This is a genomic window from Actinomycetospora callitridis (assembly GCF_028737265.1).
In the GTDB taxonomy this organism is placed as follows: domain Bacteria; phylum Actinomycetota; class Actinomycetes; order Mycobacteriales; family Pseudonocardiaceae; genus Actinomycetospora; species Actinomycetospora callitridis.
This window is the reverse complement of sequence record NZ_JAQZAK010000003.1, coordinates 313,448-328,811: the sequence shown is the minus strand read 5'-3', so window position 1 is coordinate 328,811 and position 15,364 is coordinate 313,448. Positions and strand designations below refer to the sequence as shown.

At 74.4% G+C, this 15,364-nt stretch carries 12 protein-coding genes; 8 read left to right on the top strand and 4 right to left on the bottom strand.

Annotation, left to right across the window (positions count from 1 at the left end; translation table 11 throughout):
* Positions 1 to 121 precede the first annotated feature (121 nt).
* The 4 genes from eat to PH191_RS12955 all read left to right on the top strand — a co-directional run bounded on the left by eat (position 122) and on the right by PH191_RS12955 (position 4,821).
* Positions 122 to 1,558, top strand: coding sequence for an ethanolamine permease (gene eat, locus PH191_RS12970; RefSeq protein WP_274195010.1), 1,437 nt, complete (start codon positions 122 to 124; stop codon positions 1,556 to 1,558).
* Complete coding sequence (locus PH191_RS12965) at positions 1,555 to 2,928, top strand: ethanolamine ammonia-lyase subunit EutB (protein WP_274195009.1); 1,374 nt, start codon at positions 1,555 to 1,557, stop codon at positions 2,926 to 2,928. The genes eat and PH191_RS12965 overlap by 4 nt, the downstream gene beginning before the upstream one ends.
* Positions 2,925 to 3,653 carry an ethanolamine ammonia-lyase subunit EutC gene (gene eutC, locus PH191_RS12960; RefSeq protein ID WP_274195008.1) on the top strand — a complete coding sequence of 243 codons (729 nt, stop codon included), beginning with the start codon at positions 2,925 to 2,927 and terminating at the stop codon, positions 3,651 to 3,653. Before PH191_RS12965 ends, eutC begins: the two co-directional genes overlap by 4 nt.
* 181 nt (positions 3,654 to 3,834) lie before the next feature.
* Positions 3,835 to 4,821, top strand: coding sequence for a hypothetical protein (locus PH191_RS12955; RefSeq protein WP_274195007.1), 987 nt, complete (start codon positions 3,835 to 3,837; stop codon positions 4,819 to 4,821).
* Positions 4,822 to 5,010: 189 nt separating this feature from the next.
* Here the strand turns inward: PH191_RS12955 and PH191_RS12950 are convergent, their stop codons facing one another.
* The 4 genes from PH191_RS12950 to PH191_RS12935 all read right to left on the bottom strand — a co-directional run bounded on the left by PH191_RS12950 (position 5,011) and on the right by PH191_RS12935 (position 10,323).
* Positions 5,011 to 6,498: a hypothetical protein gene (locus PH191_RS12950; protein ID WP_274195006.1), complete on the bottom strand. Its 1,488-nt coding sequence runs from the start codon at positions 6,496 to 6,498 to the stop codon at positions 5,011 to 5,013.
* Positions 6,495 to 7,694 carry a YibE/F family protein gene (locus PH191_RS12945; protein ID WP_274195005.1) on the bottom strand — a complete coding sequence of 400 codons (1,200 nt, stop codon included), beginning with the start codon at positions 7,692 to 7,694 and terminating at the stop codon, positions 6,495 to 6,497. The genes PH191_RS12950 and PH191_RS12945 overlap by 4 nt, the downstream gene beginning before the upstream one ends.
* 337 nt (positions 7,695 to 8,031) lie before the next feature.
* The gene (locus PH191_RS12940) at positions 8,032 to 9,402 is read right to left on the bottom strand and encodes an acyl-CoA dehydrogenase family protein (RefSeq protein ID WP_274195004.1); all 1,371 of its coding nucleotides are present in this window, start codon (positions 9,400 to 9,402) and stop codon (positions 8,032 to 8,034) included.
* 63 nt (positions 9,403 to 9,465) lie between these two features.
* Positions 9,466 to 10,323 (bottom strand): SCO6745 family protein, encoded by an 858-nt coding sequence (locus PH191_RS12935; RefSeq protein ID WP_274195003.1) that lies wholly within the window; start codon positions 10,321 to 10,323, stop codon positions 9,466 to 9,468.
* 65 nt (positions 10,324 to 10,388) lie between these two features.
* On the opposite strand from PH191_RS12935, the gene PH191_RS12930 reads away from it, so the two are divergent.
* The 4 genes from PH191_RS12930 to PH191_RS12915 all read left to right on the top strand — a co-directional run bounded on the left by PH191_RS12930 (position 10,389) and on the right by PH191_RS12915 (position 15,353).
* Entirely contained in the window at positions 10,389 to 11,963 is a 1,575-nt protein-coding gene (locus tag PH191_RS12930; RefSeq protein ID WP_274195002.1) for an Rv2578c family radical SAM protein, read from the top strand.
* A gap of 88 nt (positions 11,964 to 12,051) precedes the next feature.
* Positions 12,052 to 12,465 (top strand): PPOX class F420-dependent oxidoreductase, encoded by a 414-nt coding sequence (locus PH191_RS12925; protein WP_274195001.1) that lies wholly within the window; start codon positions 12,052 to 12,054, stop codon positions 12,463 to 12,465.
* A 67-nt stretch (positions 12,466 to 12,532) separates the two neighbouring features.
* Positions 12,533 to 14,347, top strand: a complete 1,815-nt coding sequence (gene aspS, locus PH191_RS12920) for an aspartate--tRNA ligase (RefSeq protein ID WP_274195000.1) — start codon at positions 12,533 to 12,535, stop codon at positions 14,345 to 14,347.
* Positions 14,348 to 14,387: 40 nt separating this feature from the next.
* Entirely contained in the window at positions 14,388 to 15,353 is a 966-nt protein-coding gene (locus PH191_RS12915; RefSeq protein WP_274194999.1) for a DUF389 domain-containing protein, read from the top strand.
* Positions 15,354 to 15,364 lie beyond the last annotated feature (11 nt).

Here is a 15,364-nt window from a genome sequence, read left to right as displayed (position 1 = left end):
TGATCTTCTGAGCTGTCGCTGAGGAGATCACGCACGTCGGCGATCGCAACCCCATCGTCACCCACGGACTTCACACCTGCCTCACGCTGTGGCATCCGGGGGATGGCGGAAGGGGACACACATGGCGGATCGGGTGGAGTCGAGCCCGGGGACGGGCGCGGGGAGTGACTACCTCGCGGCGCGGCAGCTGAAGGCCGGCTCCGCGAGCTGGGTCCTGCTGGCCGGCCTGGGCGTCGCGTACGTGATCTCGGGCGACTACGCGGGCTGGCACTTCGGGCTCGCGCAGGGCGGCTGGGGCGGTCTCGCCATCGCCGCCGTGCTCATGGCCGTGATGTACGCCTGCATGGTGCTCGGGCTCGCCGAGATGTCCTCGGCGCTGCCGGCGGCCGGTGGCGGCTACACCTTCGCCCGCGTCGCGATGGGCCCGTGGGGTGGCTTCGCGACGGGCGCGGCGATCCTGCTCGAGTACGCCGTGGCGCCCGCCGCGATCGCGACGTTCATCGGCGGCTACGTCGAGTCGCTCGGCCTGTTCGGGATCACCGACGGCTGGTGGGTCTATCTCGCCTGCTACGTGCTCTTCATCGGCATCCACCTCCTCGGCGTCGGCGAGGCCCTCAAGGTCACCTTCGTGATCACCGCGATCGCGCTGGCCGGACTCCTGCTCTTCGCGTTCGGCGCCATCGGGTCCTTCGACACCGCGAACCTCACCGACATCCCGGCCGGCGACGCCGTCGGCGCGTCCCCGTTCCTGCCGTTCGGCCTGGTCGGCGTGTGGGCGAGCTTCCCGTTCGCGATCTGGTTCTTCCTCGCCGTCGAGGGGGTCCCGCTGGCCGCCGAGGAGGCGCGCGACCCCGTGCGCGCGGTGCCGCGCGGGATCATCGTGGCGATGGGCGTCCTCGCGCTCTCGGCGGCCGCCGTGCTCTTCCTGGCGCCCGGCGCGCAGGGCTCCCTCGGGCTTTCCGAGAGCGAGAACCCGCTGGTCAGCGCGCTCGAGGCCGGCTCCGGCGGGTCGACGTGGCTGTCGACGACCGTGAACTACATCGGTCTGCTCGGCCTGATCGCGAGCTTCTTCTCGATCATCTACGCCTACTCGCGCCAGACCTTCGCGCTCTCGCGCGCGGGCTACCTGCCGCGGGTGCTCTCGCGCACGAACAGCCGCAAGGCGCCGACGCTCGCGCTGATCGTCCCCGGTGCCATCGGCTTCGTCCTCGCTGCGACCGGCAACGGCGACATCCTCATCAACCTCGCGGTGTTCGGGGCGACGCTGTCCTACGTGCTGATGATGGTGGCGCACCAGGTGCTGCGCGTCCGGAACCCCGACATGCCCCGGCCGTACCGGACGCCGGGCGGGCGGATCACCACGGGTGTCGCGCTGGTGCTGGCGCTCGCCGCCGTCGTGGCGACGTTCCTGGTCGACGTCGTCGCCGCGCTCTGCGCGCTCGGCGCCTTCGCGGTCTTCATGGCCTACTTCGGGTTCTACTCACGCCACCACCTCGTCGCGTCGGCCCCGGACGAGGAGTTCGCGGCCCTGGCGAAGGCCGAGGAGGAGATCGGATGACCTGGACGACCACGCTCGGCGGGCACTCCTACGGCTTCGCCGACCTGCGCGAGCTGCTCGCCAAGGCGACGCCGGCGCGCTCGGGGGACGTGCTCGCCGGCGTGGCCGCCGAGTCCGCCGCCGAGCGGGTGGCCGCCCAGACGGTGCTCGCGGACCTGCCGCTCGCGCACTTCCTCGACGAGGCCGTCGTGCCCTACGAGGACGACGACGTCACCCGCCTGATCCTGGACTCCCACGACGCCGCCGCGTTCGCGCCCGTGCGATCGCTGACCGTCGGCGGCTTCCGGGACTGGCTGCTGTCCTGGGAGGCCCACACCACCGTGCTGACCGACCTCGCGCCGGGGCTCACGCCCGAGATGGTGGCGGCGGTCAGCAAGCTCATGCGCGTCGGCGACCTGGTCGCCGTGGGACGCAAGACCCGCGTCGTCACGGGTCTGCGCACGACGATCGGCCTCGAGGGCCGGCTGGCGACGCGCCTGCAGCCCAACCACCCGACCGACGACCCCGTCGGCATCACCGCGTCACTGGTGGACGGGCTGCTGCACGGGGCCGGCGACGCGGTGGTGGGCATCAACCCCGCCACCGACCGGCCCTCGACGGTGCGCGCGCTGCTCGACCTGATCGACGACGCCCGGCAGCGGCTCGGGGCGCCGATCCAGTCGTGCGTGCTCACGCACGTGACCACCACCCTGGAACTGCTCGAACAGGGCGCGCCGGTCGACCTCGTCTTCCAGTCCGTCGCCGGCACACAGGCCGCCAACCGGGGCTTCGGGGTGACGCTGGACCAGCTGCGCGAGGCGCACGCCGCGGCGTCCGAGCTGCACCGCGGCACCGTCGGCAACAACGTCACGTACTTCGAGACGGGGCAGGGTTCGGCGCTGTCGGCCGACGCCCACCACGACGTCGACGAGCAGACCCTCGAGGCGCGCGCCTACGCCGTGTGCCGGGCGTTCGACCCGCTGCTCGTCAACACCGTCGTCGGCTTCATCGGCCCGGAGTACCTCTTCGACGGCAAGCAGATCCTGCGCGCCGGCCTGGAGGACCACCTCTGCGGCAAGCTGCTCGGCGTCCCGATGGGCGTGGACGTCTGCTACACCAACCACGCCGAGGCCGACGCCGACGACACCGACACCCTGCTGCTCACCCTGGGCGCCGCGGGCTGCTCGTTCGTGATCACCGTGCCGGGGGGCGACGACATCATGCTCAACTACCAGTCGCTGTCGTTCCAGGACGTGCTGCAGGTCCGCCAGACGCTCGGGCTGCGGCCCGCGCCCGAGTTCGAGGCGTGGCTGGGGTCGGTGGGGCTGCTCGACGATGCCGGCCGCGTGCCGCAGCTGGTGCCCGAGCCGATCCGGGCGTTGATGGGATGAGCGAGGTCGATCCCTGGGACGCGCTGCGGGCCGCGACGCGGGCGCGCGTGGGTCTCGGACGGGCCGGCGACGGCCTGTCCACCGCCGAGAACCTCCGCCTCGCCGCCGCCCATGCCCAGGCCCGCGACGCCGTGCACACCGCGCTCGACGCCGACGCGATCGTCGCCGCGCTCGGCGAGCGGGCCGGGCCCGTCGTGCACTCGCAGGCCGCCGACCGCGCCGAGTACCTGCAGCGCCCGGACCTCGGGCGACGTCTCGCCCCCGGCCACGGGCTCGAGGCCGGTGAGGACGACCTGGTCATCGTGATCTCCGACGGGCTCTCCGCCCGCGCGGTGCAGGACCACGCCGTGGCGGTGGTCGACGCCCTGCTGCCGCGGCTGGAGGGCTGGTCGGTGGCCCCGGTGGTCGTCGCCGAGCAGGCCCGGGTGGCGCTGGGCGACGAGATCGCCGTCGCGCTCGGCGGGCGCATGGTGCTCGTGCTCATCGGCGAGCGCCCGGGGATGTCGTCGCCCGACTCCCTCGGCGCGTACCTGACCTTCGAGCCGCGTCCGGGGCGCGTGGACTCCGAGCGCAACTGCGTCTCGAACATCCGCCCGCCCGACGGCCTGACCTACGACGGCGCCGCGGAGATCCTCGCCGCGCTCATGACCGAGTCCTTCCGCCTGCAGCTCTCGGGTATCGGGCTGAAGGACACCGGCGCCGCCCTGCCGTCGGGAGCGGGCTGAGGATCCCACCGTGATCGTCTGATCGCCGACGCCGGATTACGTCTTTCGGACGGATTCTTCGTCACCCCTCCGTGTCCTCTTCGTTACTTCGGCGTGTGGTCCGACTGCGGCCACATCACCCGAGGGGCGGAAAGGCATCACACACATGGGTCTTCACAGGGCGAAACTCGGACGTCGGGGGATGGCTGCGCTCGCGGCCACCGGGGCCCTGATCGTCGGCGGCAGTGCCGTCGCGATGGTCGGGTCCGGCAACGCGGACCCGCTGGACCTGCCGGGTGTGCCGGTGGTCGGCACCACCTACGTGCTGCCGGATCTCGCGCCGTTCACGGACAACGGGACGCGCGAGGGTGGTGCCCTGGAGGTCACGGACGCGTTCGGCGCCCCCACCGGCGGTGGCGACGCCGCGCTCCGGCTGACGACGCCGGGTGCGAACGACAAGGCGTCGATCGTCTCGCGGGAGGATGCGGGCTCGCCGCTCGCGGAGTGGATCCCGACGGCGGCGTACTCGGCGTACCAGGGCGCGGTCAACCCTGCTGCTCCGTTCCAGTTCCCGAGCCTGCAGCTCATCGTCGACTTCAACGGCGCGGCCGAGGGCGGCTTTGCGACGCTCTTCTACGAGCCGGTCTACAACGAGGGCGCCAGCACCACCCCGGATACCTGGCACCGCTACCAGGCGGGTGCCGGACGCTGGTGCTCCACGAAGGTCATCCCCGACGTGATCGACTCGTCCAAGACCTTCTGCTCGAACGGCGGTGCGCTTCCCCTCGCCGACTACATCGCGGGTCAGTCCGACATCATCGTCAACGGCGTGGTCGTCAACCAGGGCAGCGGCAACGCGGAGCTCGATGCCGCCGTCGACCTCGTCTCGACGCCGAGCACGACCTACGACTTCGAGCTCACCGCGCCGGAGGTCATCCCCGGCGGGGGCGAGTGCGAGGAGCCGACCCTGCCCGAGGTGCCGGAGCTCCCCGAGGTGCCCGAGGGTGAGCACGGCGGCGGTCAGCAGGACGGCGGTCACGAGGACGGCGGCCAGGACAACGGCGGCCACGAGCAGCCCGACGCCGGCCACGAGGACGGCGGCGGTCACGAGCAGCCCGACGACGGCGGCCACGAGGAGCCCCAGCCGGACCCGGAGCCCCAGCCGGAGCCCGACGACCCCTGCAAGTAGCAACTCCTGACGCCACGACCCCCTCGTCCACGCGGCGAGGGGGCCGTCGGCGTGGGGGCGCCGCGGGTCGGCCACGGGCATCGGCGACCTCTCCATCTCGATCTCTCCGGAGTGCCACCAGCGCGGGAACACCGACGGCACTGTCGAGAGATCGAACTGGAGAGCACCCGCCGGCTCGACCGGGACGCGCTACCGGTCGTCCGACCTCTTGCGCCCGGGCAGGCGGTCGACGACACGGCCGAGGCGTTCGGTCGTGCCCTGGAGCGGCGCGAGGGCGTCGGCGAGGACCTTGATCTGCTCGTCGAGGTTGTCGATCCGACCGGCGAGGGTGCGCAGGTCGGGGCTGACCTTCTGCAGCTCGCCGGCGGCGGTCGACAGCCCGGCGTCGAGGTTGGCCAGGCGCGGCGGCACGTCGGGGAACGTGGTGTCGGCGTGCCGGGCGAGGACCTCGACGTGCTCGATGGCCCCGGTCAGCTTGCGCACCTCGTCGACCGCGCCGGCCATCTGCTGCAGGGCCGGGGCGGCCTCGGCGAGGTGGTGGAGGTCGGCGACGGCGGTGCCGAGCACGTGCAGGTCGTCCACCGCGCCGCCGAGGGTCTCGAGCGTCGGGATCGCCTCCGCCAGCCGGACGATGGTGGGGACCGCGTCGGCGAGGCGCCCGACGGTGGTCACGCCGTCGGCGATCCGCTCCAGGGTGCCGGTGGCGCCGGCCAGGGTCCCGATGTCGTCGACGGCGCCGGCGAGGCGCTCGAGGGACGGGACCGCGCCCGCCAGGGTCTCCAGCTGCCCGGCCGCCTCGCCGATCTGCTGGAGGGCGGGCACGGCGCTCGCGATGACCTGCAGGTCGTCGGTGGCGTAGCCGAGGCGTTCGAGGGACGGCACGGCGCTCGCGAGGGCGGCGATGTCGCCGCGGGCCGCGGCGATCTCCTGCAACGCGGGGACGGCTTCGCCGAGCGCGCGGATGTCGGGCGCGGCGCCGGCGATCTGCTGCAGGGCGGGCACGGCGCTCGCGAGGGTCGCGATGGACTCGCGGGCCGCGGCGATCTCCTGCAGCGCGGGGACGGCCTCGCCGAGGGCGTGGATGTCGGGGACGGCGCCGGCGATCTGCTGGAGTGCGGGCACGGCGCTCGCGAGGGTCGCGATGTCGCCGCGGGCCCGGCCGATCTCCTGGAGCGCGGGCACGGCGCTCGCCAGCGCCGCGATGTCCTCGCGGGCCCGGCCGATCTCCTGCAGTGCCGGCACCGCCTCGCCGAGGACGCGGATGTCGGGCGCCGCCCCGGCGATCGCCTGCAGCGCCGGGACGGCGCGGGCCAGGGTGTGGAGGTCGTCGACGGCGCCGCCGAGCCGGTCGAGGGCGTCGACGGCGTAGGACAGGCGGGTGAGGTCGGGCGCGATCTCGTCGAGCGTGTGCTGGAGCCCGGACGCCACCGGCGCCAGCTGCTCCAGCAGCCGCACGAGCCTCGGGAGCGCGCGCAGGGCGTCGACGACGAGGGGGCTGAGGTCGGCGGCCGTCCCGGCGCCGGTGCGGGCGAGGTCGGCGAGGCCCCGCACGATCGTCGGCCCCTGCAGGGTGAGCTCCACGGCCGTGCGGGTCGACGCGACGACCAGGGCGCGGGCGGTGTCGAGCACGCCGCTCGGCGGGGCCTCGACGGAGCGGGGCAGGGCGGGGCGGCTCATGCGGGACGGCTCCGGCTCGTGGTCGGGGTGGTGCTGGCGCTGACGGCACGGACGACGACGGCGGCGAGGACGGTCGTCAGCGGGACCGAGGCGACCAGGCCGATGCTGCCCACCAGCGTCCGGACGACCTCCTGCGCCACGTCCTCGGCGGTGAGCAGGTCGCCGAGACCCCGGCCCGCCAGCGCGAACAGCAGCAGCAGGGGCAGCGCCGCCCCGGCGTAGGCGAGCACGAGCGTGTTCACCGCCGAGGCGACGTGATCACGACCGACACGCATGGCGGCACCATAGAGGTCGGCGAGCCGGGCGGCCGGGTCCGCGCGGTGCAGCTCCCAGACGGCGCTGGTCTGGGTGACGGTGACGTCGTCGAGCACCCCCAGCGCGCCGATGATCACGCCCGCGAGCAGCAGGCCGCGCAGGTCGAGCCCCGGGCCCACCACCCCGGCGAGCTCCGAGGCCTCCTCGCCGAGACCGGTGAGGCGCGACGACGCGGCGAAGACCAGGGCGAGGACGCCGATGAGCCCGAGGCTCGCGAGCGTGCCGAGCGCCGCGGTCGCCGTGCGGGCCGAGAGGCCGTGCGTCAGGGGCAGCACGATGCCGGCGATCAGCCCGGAGGCCGTGAGCGCGACCGGGACCGGCGGGCCCCCGGTGGCCAGGGCGGGCAGGACGAAGACCGCGAGCACCCCGAGCGTCGCGCCCAGGGCGACGAGCGCGGCGAGGCCCTGCCAGCGGCCGAGCAGCAGCACCGCGAGCGCGAAGAGGCCGCCGAGCAGGAGCAGCGGCAGGCCGCGCTGGAAGTCGACGATCGTGTAGGTGAGGGGGTCCGCCGGGTCCCCGCCGCCCCAGCCGAGCACGACGGCGTCGCCGACGGCGAAGCGCGGCGAGCCGGGCGTCGTCGGCGCCAGGGTGACGATCGTGGCCCCGGCCGCCGGCCCGTCCTGCAGGCGCAGCGTCACCGCGACGCAGCCCTCGCCCTCCCCGGGGGAGGGCAGGTTGGGGTCGGTGCAGTCGGACTCCCCGGCGGCGCGCAGCACCTCGGCGTCGACCGGGGTCTGCGCCCCGAGCCCGGGAGCGCCCTGGCCGGTCGCGGCCCGTTCCGCGACCCGGGCGTACTCGGACGGGGACGGGGCGAGCATCACGAGGCCCACCAGCACCGCGAGCCCGCAGGGCACGAGCAGCAGCGCCAGGAGGCGTCGCACCCGCGTGGCCGACGCCCCGTCCAGCGAGCCCCCGCCGTGCCCGTGGCCGTGTCCGTGCCCGTGGCTCGCCTCGCGGGCCGGGTCCGCGCCTCGCCGTCGTCCGCGCCGTCGCGCCGGCCGGGGTGTGTCAGCCCGGCGAGTGTCAGCCTGGGGGCCACGCTGGCGTTCGACGTCAGCAGATTCCCCCGCTCGCCGGCGGGCCGGTCGCTCACGCGGCACCTCGATCGGACCGGTCACCGCGTCGTCGCCGGCGTCCTCCTCGGTGGTCGTGGACCGCACGCGGCGCCCCGCGGGCCGGGAGGAGGTCACCCGGACATCATCTCGGGGAGCGATCCCGTCACGCGCCGGGGGAGGCGAGCTTCCCGCCGAGCCGCAGCACCGAGTCCGGCGCCTTCTTCGCGAGATTCATCAGCGCCCCTCCGGCGCGGGCGCGGGCGAGCGAGCCGTGGCCGAACTTCCGGCTCACGCCGCCACGGTCGCCGGGCAGGTGGTGGTGCAGCGGCGTGGCGGTGGCCTCGGGGTCGGTGAGCGTGCGCCCGATGACCATCCGCTGGATCTCGCTCGTGCCCTCGAAGATCGTGTAGAGCTTCGCGTCGCGGTACCACTTCTCGACCGGGAGGTCGTCGACGTAGCCCCAGCCGCCGCAGGTCTGGACGGCCTGCTCGGCGGCGCGCACGGCGACCTCGGAGGCCTTGAGCTTGGACATCGAGCCCTCGCCGGCCTGGAACGGCACACCGTTGGCGGCCATCCACGACGCCCGCCAGGTGAGGAGCCGCGCGGCGTCGATGTCGGCGGCGAGGTCGGCGAGCGGGAACGCGACGCCCTGGTTGTCGATGACCGGGGCGCCGAAGGCCTCGCGCTCCCGGGCGTAGGAGCAGGCGTACTCGAACGACGCCCGCGCCACCCCGAGCGCCATGGCGGCGACCATCGGCCGCGTCTGCTCGAACGTGCCGAGCGCCGCGGGCTTGCCCTCGCCGCGGCGCGCCTTCTCCAGCTTGTGCTCGAGCTTGTCCTCGCCGCCCAGGAGGTTCTCGGCGGGGATGCGGCAGTCCTGGAACCGCAGCTCCGCGGTGTGCGACGCCCGGTGCCCGAGCTTGCGCAGCCGCCGGACCTGCTCCATGCCCGGGGTGTCCTTGGGGACCACGAACATCGCCTGGCCCTTGGTGCCGAGCTCGGGGTCGACGACGGCGTTGACGATCGTGACGTCGGCGATCCCGCCGTTGCCGATCCAGATCTTCTCGCCGTCGAGGACCCACTCGTCGCCCTCCTTGCGGGCGCGGGTCTGCAGGTTGGCGACGTCGCTGCCGCCCTGGGGCTCGGACACGGCGAGCGCGGCGAGCTTGATGTCGCCGGACTTGCCGAACATCTCGGGGGCCCAGCGGGCGAGCTGCTCGGGGGTGCCGGCCTGGTTGAGCGCGGAGAGCGCGAGGGCGGGGAGCACGACCGTGAGCCCGATGCCGGCGCAGCCCCAGAACATCTCCTCGAGGAAGAGCGGGAGCGAGAGCCCTGTGGGGTCGGCGATGAGGTCGGCGTAGAAGAGGGCGTTGTAGAAGCCCTCCTGCGCGGCCCGGTCGACGATCTCCCAGGGGCACTCCTCGGCGGCGTCGTACTTCGCCGCGGCCGGCCGGACGACGTCCTCGGCGAAGGCGTGCGTCCGCCGGATGAGCTCGTGGTGGGCGGGCGTCAGTTCCAGGGTGAAGGCACTCATCGGCTACTCCGTTCTGGTGTTACCGACTAGTACCGCGTACCGCTGGTACCGAAACCCGGGATCTCAGGGCCGCGGGAGGCCGATCGGGTTGGGGTAGGGGACGGCGCCCGCGTCGACGACGGCCGTGACGAGCGGTCCGAGGAGGCCGGCGAGGCGGTCGGTGCCCGCCCGCCCGAGCGCCCGCCACGGCCCGGACGCGGCGCGGTCGGTGGCGCGCTCGACGTCGTCGCGGGCACGACGCCCGTCGGCGGTGAGCGCGCCGTGCGCGTCGAGCCACCCGCGCACCGCCAGCTCCTCGCCGGCCGCCGCCCACGTCCCGTCGTCGAGCTGCCGGGACTCCCGGAGGCTGCCCGACGACTCGTCGGCGGCGATCTTGAGCCGGTGCGCCGCGACCGGACCGACGTCGTGGGCGACGAGCGCCGCGACGTGGCCGTCGCCCCGGTGCTCGCGCAGCGTCGTCGCGGCCTGCCACAGCGCGAGGTGCGGCGGGGCCGGGCGGGGGAGGGCCTGGTTCGCCGCCGCGAGGACGCGCCCCGCCGTGTCCGCGGCGTCGGCGGCCTCGCCGACGAGCCGTGCGGCCTCCGCGACCGCCTCGGAGTCGACGCCGCCGGGGAGGTCGGCGAGGAGCCGTCGCAGCGTCGCGTCGACGCCCGCGAGGCGTGCCTCGAGGCAGGTCGCGGGGGAGGCGAGCGCCCAGGCGTCGGGCAACGCGCGGTGGATGCGGTCGCGGTGGAAGCCGTGGAACGACGCCCACGCCACCTCGGGGCCGACGGGCCCGAGCGGCGCCGCGCGTTGGGCGACGTAGCCCATCCAGAACCCCTTGAGCCCGATGGCGTCGCCGGCGGCGCGGGCCTCCGGGGCGAAGTAGGTGACCGCGTGCAGGGGCTCGAGCAAGGTCCAGAGGCGCCGGGCGTCGTCCACGGGCACGATGGTGGCCGCCGGACGGGGGTTTGCCTACCGCTCGAACACGTGTTCGAATGGTGGGCGTGCGGTGGGACGAGCAGAAGGTCGCGGGAGGCCCCGAGGAGCTGCCGGGCATGCCGGCGCTCAAGGGCCTCGTCCGCAGCGTCCGCACGCCGGAGTTCGCGGGCATCACCTTCCACGAGGTGCGGGCGCGCTCGGTGCTCAACCGCGTGCCCGGGGCCTCGCCGATGCCCTTCGCGTGGACCGTGAACCCCTACCGCGGGTGCAGCCACGCGTGCACCTACTGTCTCTCGCTCGACACCCGGATCCTCATGGTCGACGGCACCAGCGTGCGGCTGGCCGACGTCCGGGTCGGCGATCTCGTGGTCGGTTCCGAGGTGCGCAGCAACGGCATCCGGTCGCTGGTGCCGACGCCGGTGCACGCCGCGTGGACCACGACGAAGGCGGCCTGGCGCGTCCGTCTGCTCGACGGCACGGCCATCGTCGCCAGCGCCGACCACCGCTTCCTCACGCGCCGCGGCTGGGTCCACGTGCGTCCGGAGGGGTGCGGGGGTGACGAGCGGCCGCACCTGCGGATCGGCGAGGCCCTGGTCGGCGCCGAGACCCTGGCCGACGAGGCGTTCCGGCGGCCCGGGTCGCCGCCGGTGGCCCCGGCGCCGCCCGGGGACGAGCCCGGCGGGCGCGTCGTGGTCGGGGTGGACGAGCTGCCCGGCGAGCGCGCCCTCGGCGACCTCACCACCGGCACCGGCGACTTCGTCGCCGACGGGGTGATCAGCCACAACTGCTTCGCCCGCAACACCCACACCTATCTCGACCTCGACGCGGGCGACGACTTCGACCGCCAGGTCGTGGTCAAGCTGAACGCGCCCGAGGTGCTGGCCCGCGAGCTCCGCGCGCCGCGCTGGGCCCGCGAGCACGTCGCGATGGGCACCAACACCGACCCCTACCAGCGCGCGGAGGGCCGGTACGCGCTGATGCCGGGGATCATCAAGGCCCTGGGGGCCAGCGGCACGCCGTTGTCGATCCTCACCAAGGGCACACTGCTGGCCCGCGACCTCCCGGAGCTCGCGGCCGCCGCGCGCGACGTGCCCGTCGGGGTCGGTGTGTCGCTGGCCCTCCTGGATCCGGAGCTGCACCGCCGCGTCGAGCCCGGCACGCCGACGCCCCGGGCCCGGCTCGACCTCGTGCGCCGCATCCGCGACGCCGGCCTGCCGTGCGGGGTGTTCGTCGCCCCGGTCCTGCCCGGGCTCACCGACTCGGACGAAGCGCTCGACGCCCTGCTCGGCGAGATCGCCGCGGCGGGGGCGAGCGGCGCGTCGGTGCTCGCCCTGCACCTGCGGCCGGGCACGCGGGAGTGGTTCCACGCCTGGCTCGCCCGCGAGCACCCCGCCCTCGTCGAGCGCTACGCCGCCCTCTACCGCCGCGGGGCCTACGTCGACGCGGCCTACCGCAAGGACCTCGCCGCGCGCGTCGGGCCGCTGCTCACCCGCCACGGCCTCACCGGTGGCGGCCACGCCATGGGTGGTCGGCAGGGGGACGAGGGGCGGGAGACCGAGCGGTCGTGGCCGGAGGGTGCGGTGCCGGAGATCCCGGAGAAGGTGGTCGAGGCGCCGCCGGAGCAGCTCTCCCTGCTGTGAACGGGACGCTCCGGTTTCCGGAGCATTCCCGGCGACCGGTGTGGTGGTGTCTGCTCCTCGCAGCACCCCGACCCCGACGGAGGACACCGTGGACCTCGACGACGCCCGGCAGGTGCTGCGCGAGCAGCACCGCGCCGTCCTCGCGACCCGCCGCACCGACGGCGCGCCCCAGCTCTCGCCCGTGGTCGTCGGCGTCGACGACGACGGCGCGGCGACGATCAGCACGCGCGAGACCGCCCTCAAGACGAAGAACCTGCGCCGGGAGGGGCGGGCGTGGCTCTGCGTCCTGCCCGACGCCTTCTTCGGCCGGTGGGTCCAGGTGGAGGGCGACGTCGAGATCGTCGAGCTGCCCGCGGCGCTGGACGGCCTGCGCGCCCTCTACCGACAGGTGCAGGGCGGCGAGCACCCCGACTGGGCGGACTTCGACGAGGCCATGCACCGCGAGCGCCGGGTCCTCCTGCGGGTGCACCTCGACCGGGCGGGCCCCGACAAGAGCGGCTGAGGTTCCGCGTCGACCCGGTCGATAGCCTGAGGCGACTCGCCCGACCGATCCAGGAGCACCACCGCCGATGATGCGCACGCACCCCGCCGGCACGCTGCGCGCCGAGCACGTCGGCGCCACCGTCACCCTCGCTGGATGGGTGGCCCGCCGTCGCGATCACGGCGGGGTCGTGTTCATCGACCTGCGCGACGCCTCGGGCGTGGTGCAGGTGGTGTTCCGCGCGGGCGAGGTGGCGCAGGAGTCGCACCGTCTGCGCGCCGAGTTCTGCGTGCAGATCACCGGCTCGGTCGAGCAGCGCCCCGCGGGCAGCGAGAACGCCGACCTCGCCACCGGGGACGTCGAGATCAGCGCCACGGAGCTGACGGTCCTCTCGGAGTCCGCGCCGCTACCGTTCCCGCTCGACGAGCACGCCGAGGTCGGCGAGGACGTCCGCCTCCGCTACCGCTACCTGGACCTGCGCCGGGAGGGCCCGGCGTCGGTCATCCGCCTGCGCAGCCGCGCCAACAAGATCGCGCGCGACGTGCTGTCCGACCGCGACTTCCTCGAGATCGAGACGCCGACCCTGACCCGGTCGACCCCCGAGGGCGCGCGGGACTTCCTCGTCCCGGCCCGCCTGCGGCCGGGGTCCTGGTACGCGCTCCCGCAGTCGCCGCAGCTGTTCAAGCAGCTGCTCATGGTGTCGGGGATGGAGCGCTACTTCCAGATCGCGCGCTGCTACCGCGACGAGGACTTCCGCGCCGACCGCCAGCCGGAGTTCACCCAGCTCGACATCGAGGCGAGCTTCGTCGACCAGGACGACGTCATCGCGCTCGGCGAGGCGATCGTCGGCGCGCTGTGGTCGGAGCTCGGCGGCCACGAGATCCCGACGCCGATCCCGCGGATCTCCTACGCCGAGGCCATGGCCCGCTACGGCTCGGACAAGCCCGACCTGCGCTTCGACATCGAGCTGACCGAGCTCACCGAGTTCTTCGCCGACACCACCTTCCGGGTCTTCCAGGCGCCCTACGTGGGCGCGGTGGTCATGCCCGGCGGCGCCTCGCAGGCGCGGCGCACGCTGGACGGCTGGCAGGAGTGGGCCAAGCAGCGCGGCGCGAAGGGCCTCGCCTACGTGCTGGTCGGCGAGGACGGCACGCTCACCGGCCCCGTCGCCAAGAACATCACCGACGCCGAGCGCGAGGGCCTGGCCAAGGCCGCGGGTGCCAACCCGGGCGACTGCATCTTCTTCGGTGCCGGCACGCGCGCCGAGGGGCGCGCCCTGCTCGGCGCCACCCGCGGCGAGATCGCGCGCCGCCTCGACCTCATCCCCGAGGGTTCCTGGTCGTTCGTCTGGGTCGTCGACGCGCCCCTGTTCGAGGCCGCGGGCTCCACCGACGACGTCGCCGTCGGGTCGGGCACCTGGACGGCGGTGCACCACGCGTTCACCTCGCCCACCCCGGAGTGGATCGACACCTTCGAGTCCGACCCCGAGAACGCGCTGGCCTACGCCTACGACCTCGTCTGCAACGGCAACGAGATCGGCGGGGGGTCCATCCGTATCCACCGGCGCGACGTGCAGGAGCGCGTCTTCGCGCTGATGGGCCTCACGCCCGAGCAGCAGGAGGAGAAGTTCGGCTTCCTGCTCGACGCGTTCGCCTACGGCCCGCCGCCGCACGGCGGGATCGCGTTCGGCTGGGACCGCATCTGCGCCCTGCTCGCCGGGGTCGACTCGATCCGTGAGGTCATCGCCTTCCCGAAGACCGGCGGCGGATACGACCCGCTCACGGCCGCGCCGGCCCCCATCACGTCGCTGCAGCGCAAGGAGGCGGGCGTCGACGCTCCCGCACCCGGGTCACAGACGAAGCCGGCTGCGCCGGTGAAGCCGCAGGAGCGACCCGTCCAGTGACCGTGGGAGGCAGCGCCGCGGGGCTCGACCCGACGTCGCGGTGATCCGCCTGCGGGTCCTGTGCCCGGCCTCGGAGCCCGGCCTGGTCGACAAGGTGCTCGACGTGCTGGCGCAGGAGGCGGGCGCGGTGCACGTCGTGCGCCTGCGCGGCGTGATGGTGGATCCGCCCGGTGACGTCGTGGAGGCCGACCTCGCCCGCGAGTCCGTCGACGGCGTGCTCGAGGCCCTGCGCGGGTTCGGCTGCGGTCAGCGCGGGGGGATCGTGCTCGAGACCCTGGACACCGTCGTGTCCGACGCCGCCGACCGCGCCGAGGAGGCCGCGCCGGGCGAGGGCGCCGACGCCGTGGTGTGGGACGAGCTGCTCGCGCGCACCGGGCAGGGCGCCCGGCTCTCGGTGACGTTCGTAATCATGCTGAGCATCGCGTGCCTGCTCGCGGCGGTCGGTGTCGTCACCAATTCCCCGGTCACCGTCGTGGGCGCGATGGTGCTGGGGCCCGAGTTCGGCCCGCTGGCTGCCCTGGCCGTGGCCGCGGTCCGGTGGGACGGCCCGCAGGCGCGCGCCGCGGGGGTGGCGCTCGGCGCGGGATTCGCCATCGCCGTCGCGGTCACCGCGCTCGCCGCGGCCGGGGCGGAGGCGATCGCCCTGATCCCCGAGGACGTGCTGACGAATCTCTCCGGGGTCTCGTTCATCTACCAGGTCGGACCGTTCTCGCTGGTGGTGGCGCTGCTGGCCGGCGTCGCCGGCATGGTCGCGCTGATCGCGGGGGAGAGCACCGGCGTCCTGGTCGGGGTCTTCATCTCGGTGACGACGGTGCCCGCGGCCGGGTTCGCGGCGGTGGCCGCAGTGGTCGGTGACTGGGGGCGGGCGCTGAGCTCGCTGCTCCAGCTGGCCGTGAACGTCGCGGGTGTCGTGCTGGCCGGACTCGTCGTGCTGGTCCTCGTCCGCCGCTCGCGGCGGCGCCGCGGGCTCCCCGATTCCCTCCCGGCGGGCCGCCCGGACCGGTAGACTCCTCCGGC

Coding starts and splice junctions, on each gene's coding strand:
- PH191_RS12965 (WP_274195009.1), top strand. CDS start 1,555: ATGACCTGGACGACCACGCTCGGCGGGCACTCCTACGGCTTCGCCGAC.
- eat (WP_274195010.1), top strand. CDS start 122: ATGGCGGATCGGGTGGAGTCGAGCCCGGGGACGGGCGCGGGGAGTGAC.
- PH191_RS12940 (WP_274195004.1), bottom strand. CDS start 9,402: ATGAGTGCCTTCACCCTGGAACTGACGCCCGCCCACCACGAGCTCATC.
- aspS (WP_274195000.1), top strand. CDS start 12,533: ATGATGCGCACGCACCCCGCCGGCACGCTGCGCGCCGAGCACGTCGGC.
- PH191_RS12955 (WP_274195007.1), top strand. CDS start 3,835: ATGGCTGCGCTCGCGGCCACCGGGGCCCTGATCGTCGGCGGCAGTGCC.
- PH191_RS12950 (WP_274195006.1), bottom strand. CDS start 6,498: ATGAGCCGCCCCGCCCTGCCCCGCTCCGTCGAGGCCCCGCCGAGCGGC.
- eutC (WP_274195008.1), top strand. CDS start 2,925: ATGAGCGAGGTCGATCCCTGGGACGCGCTGCGGGCCGCGACGCGGGCG.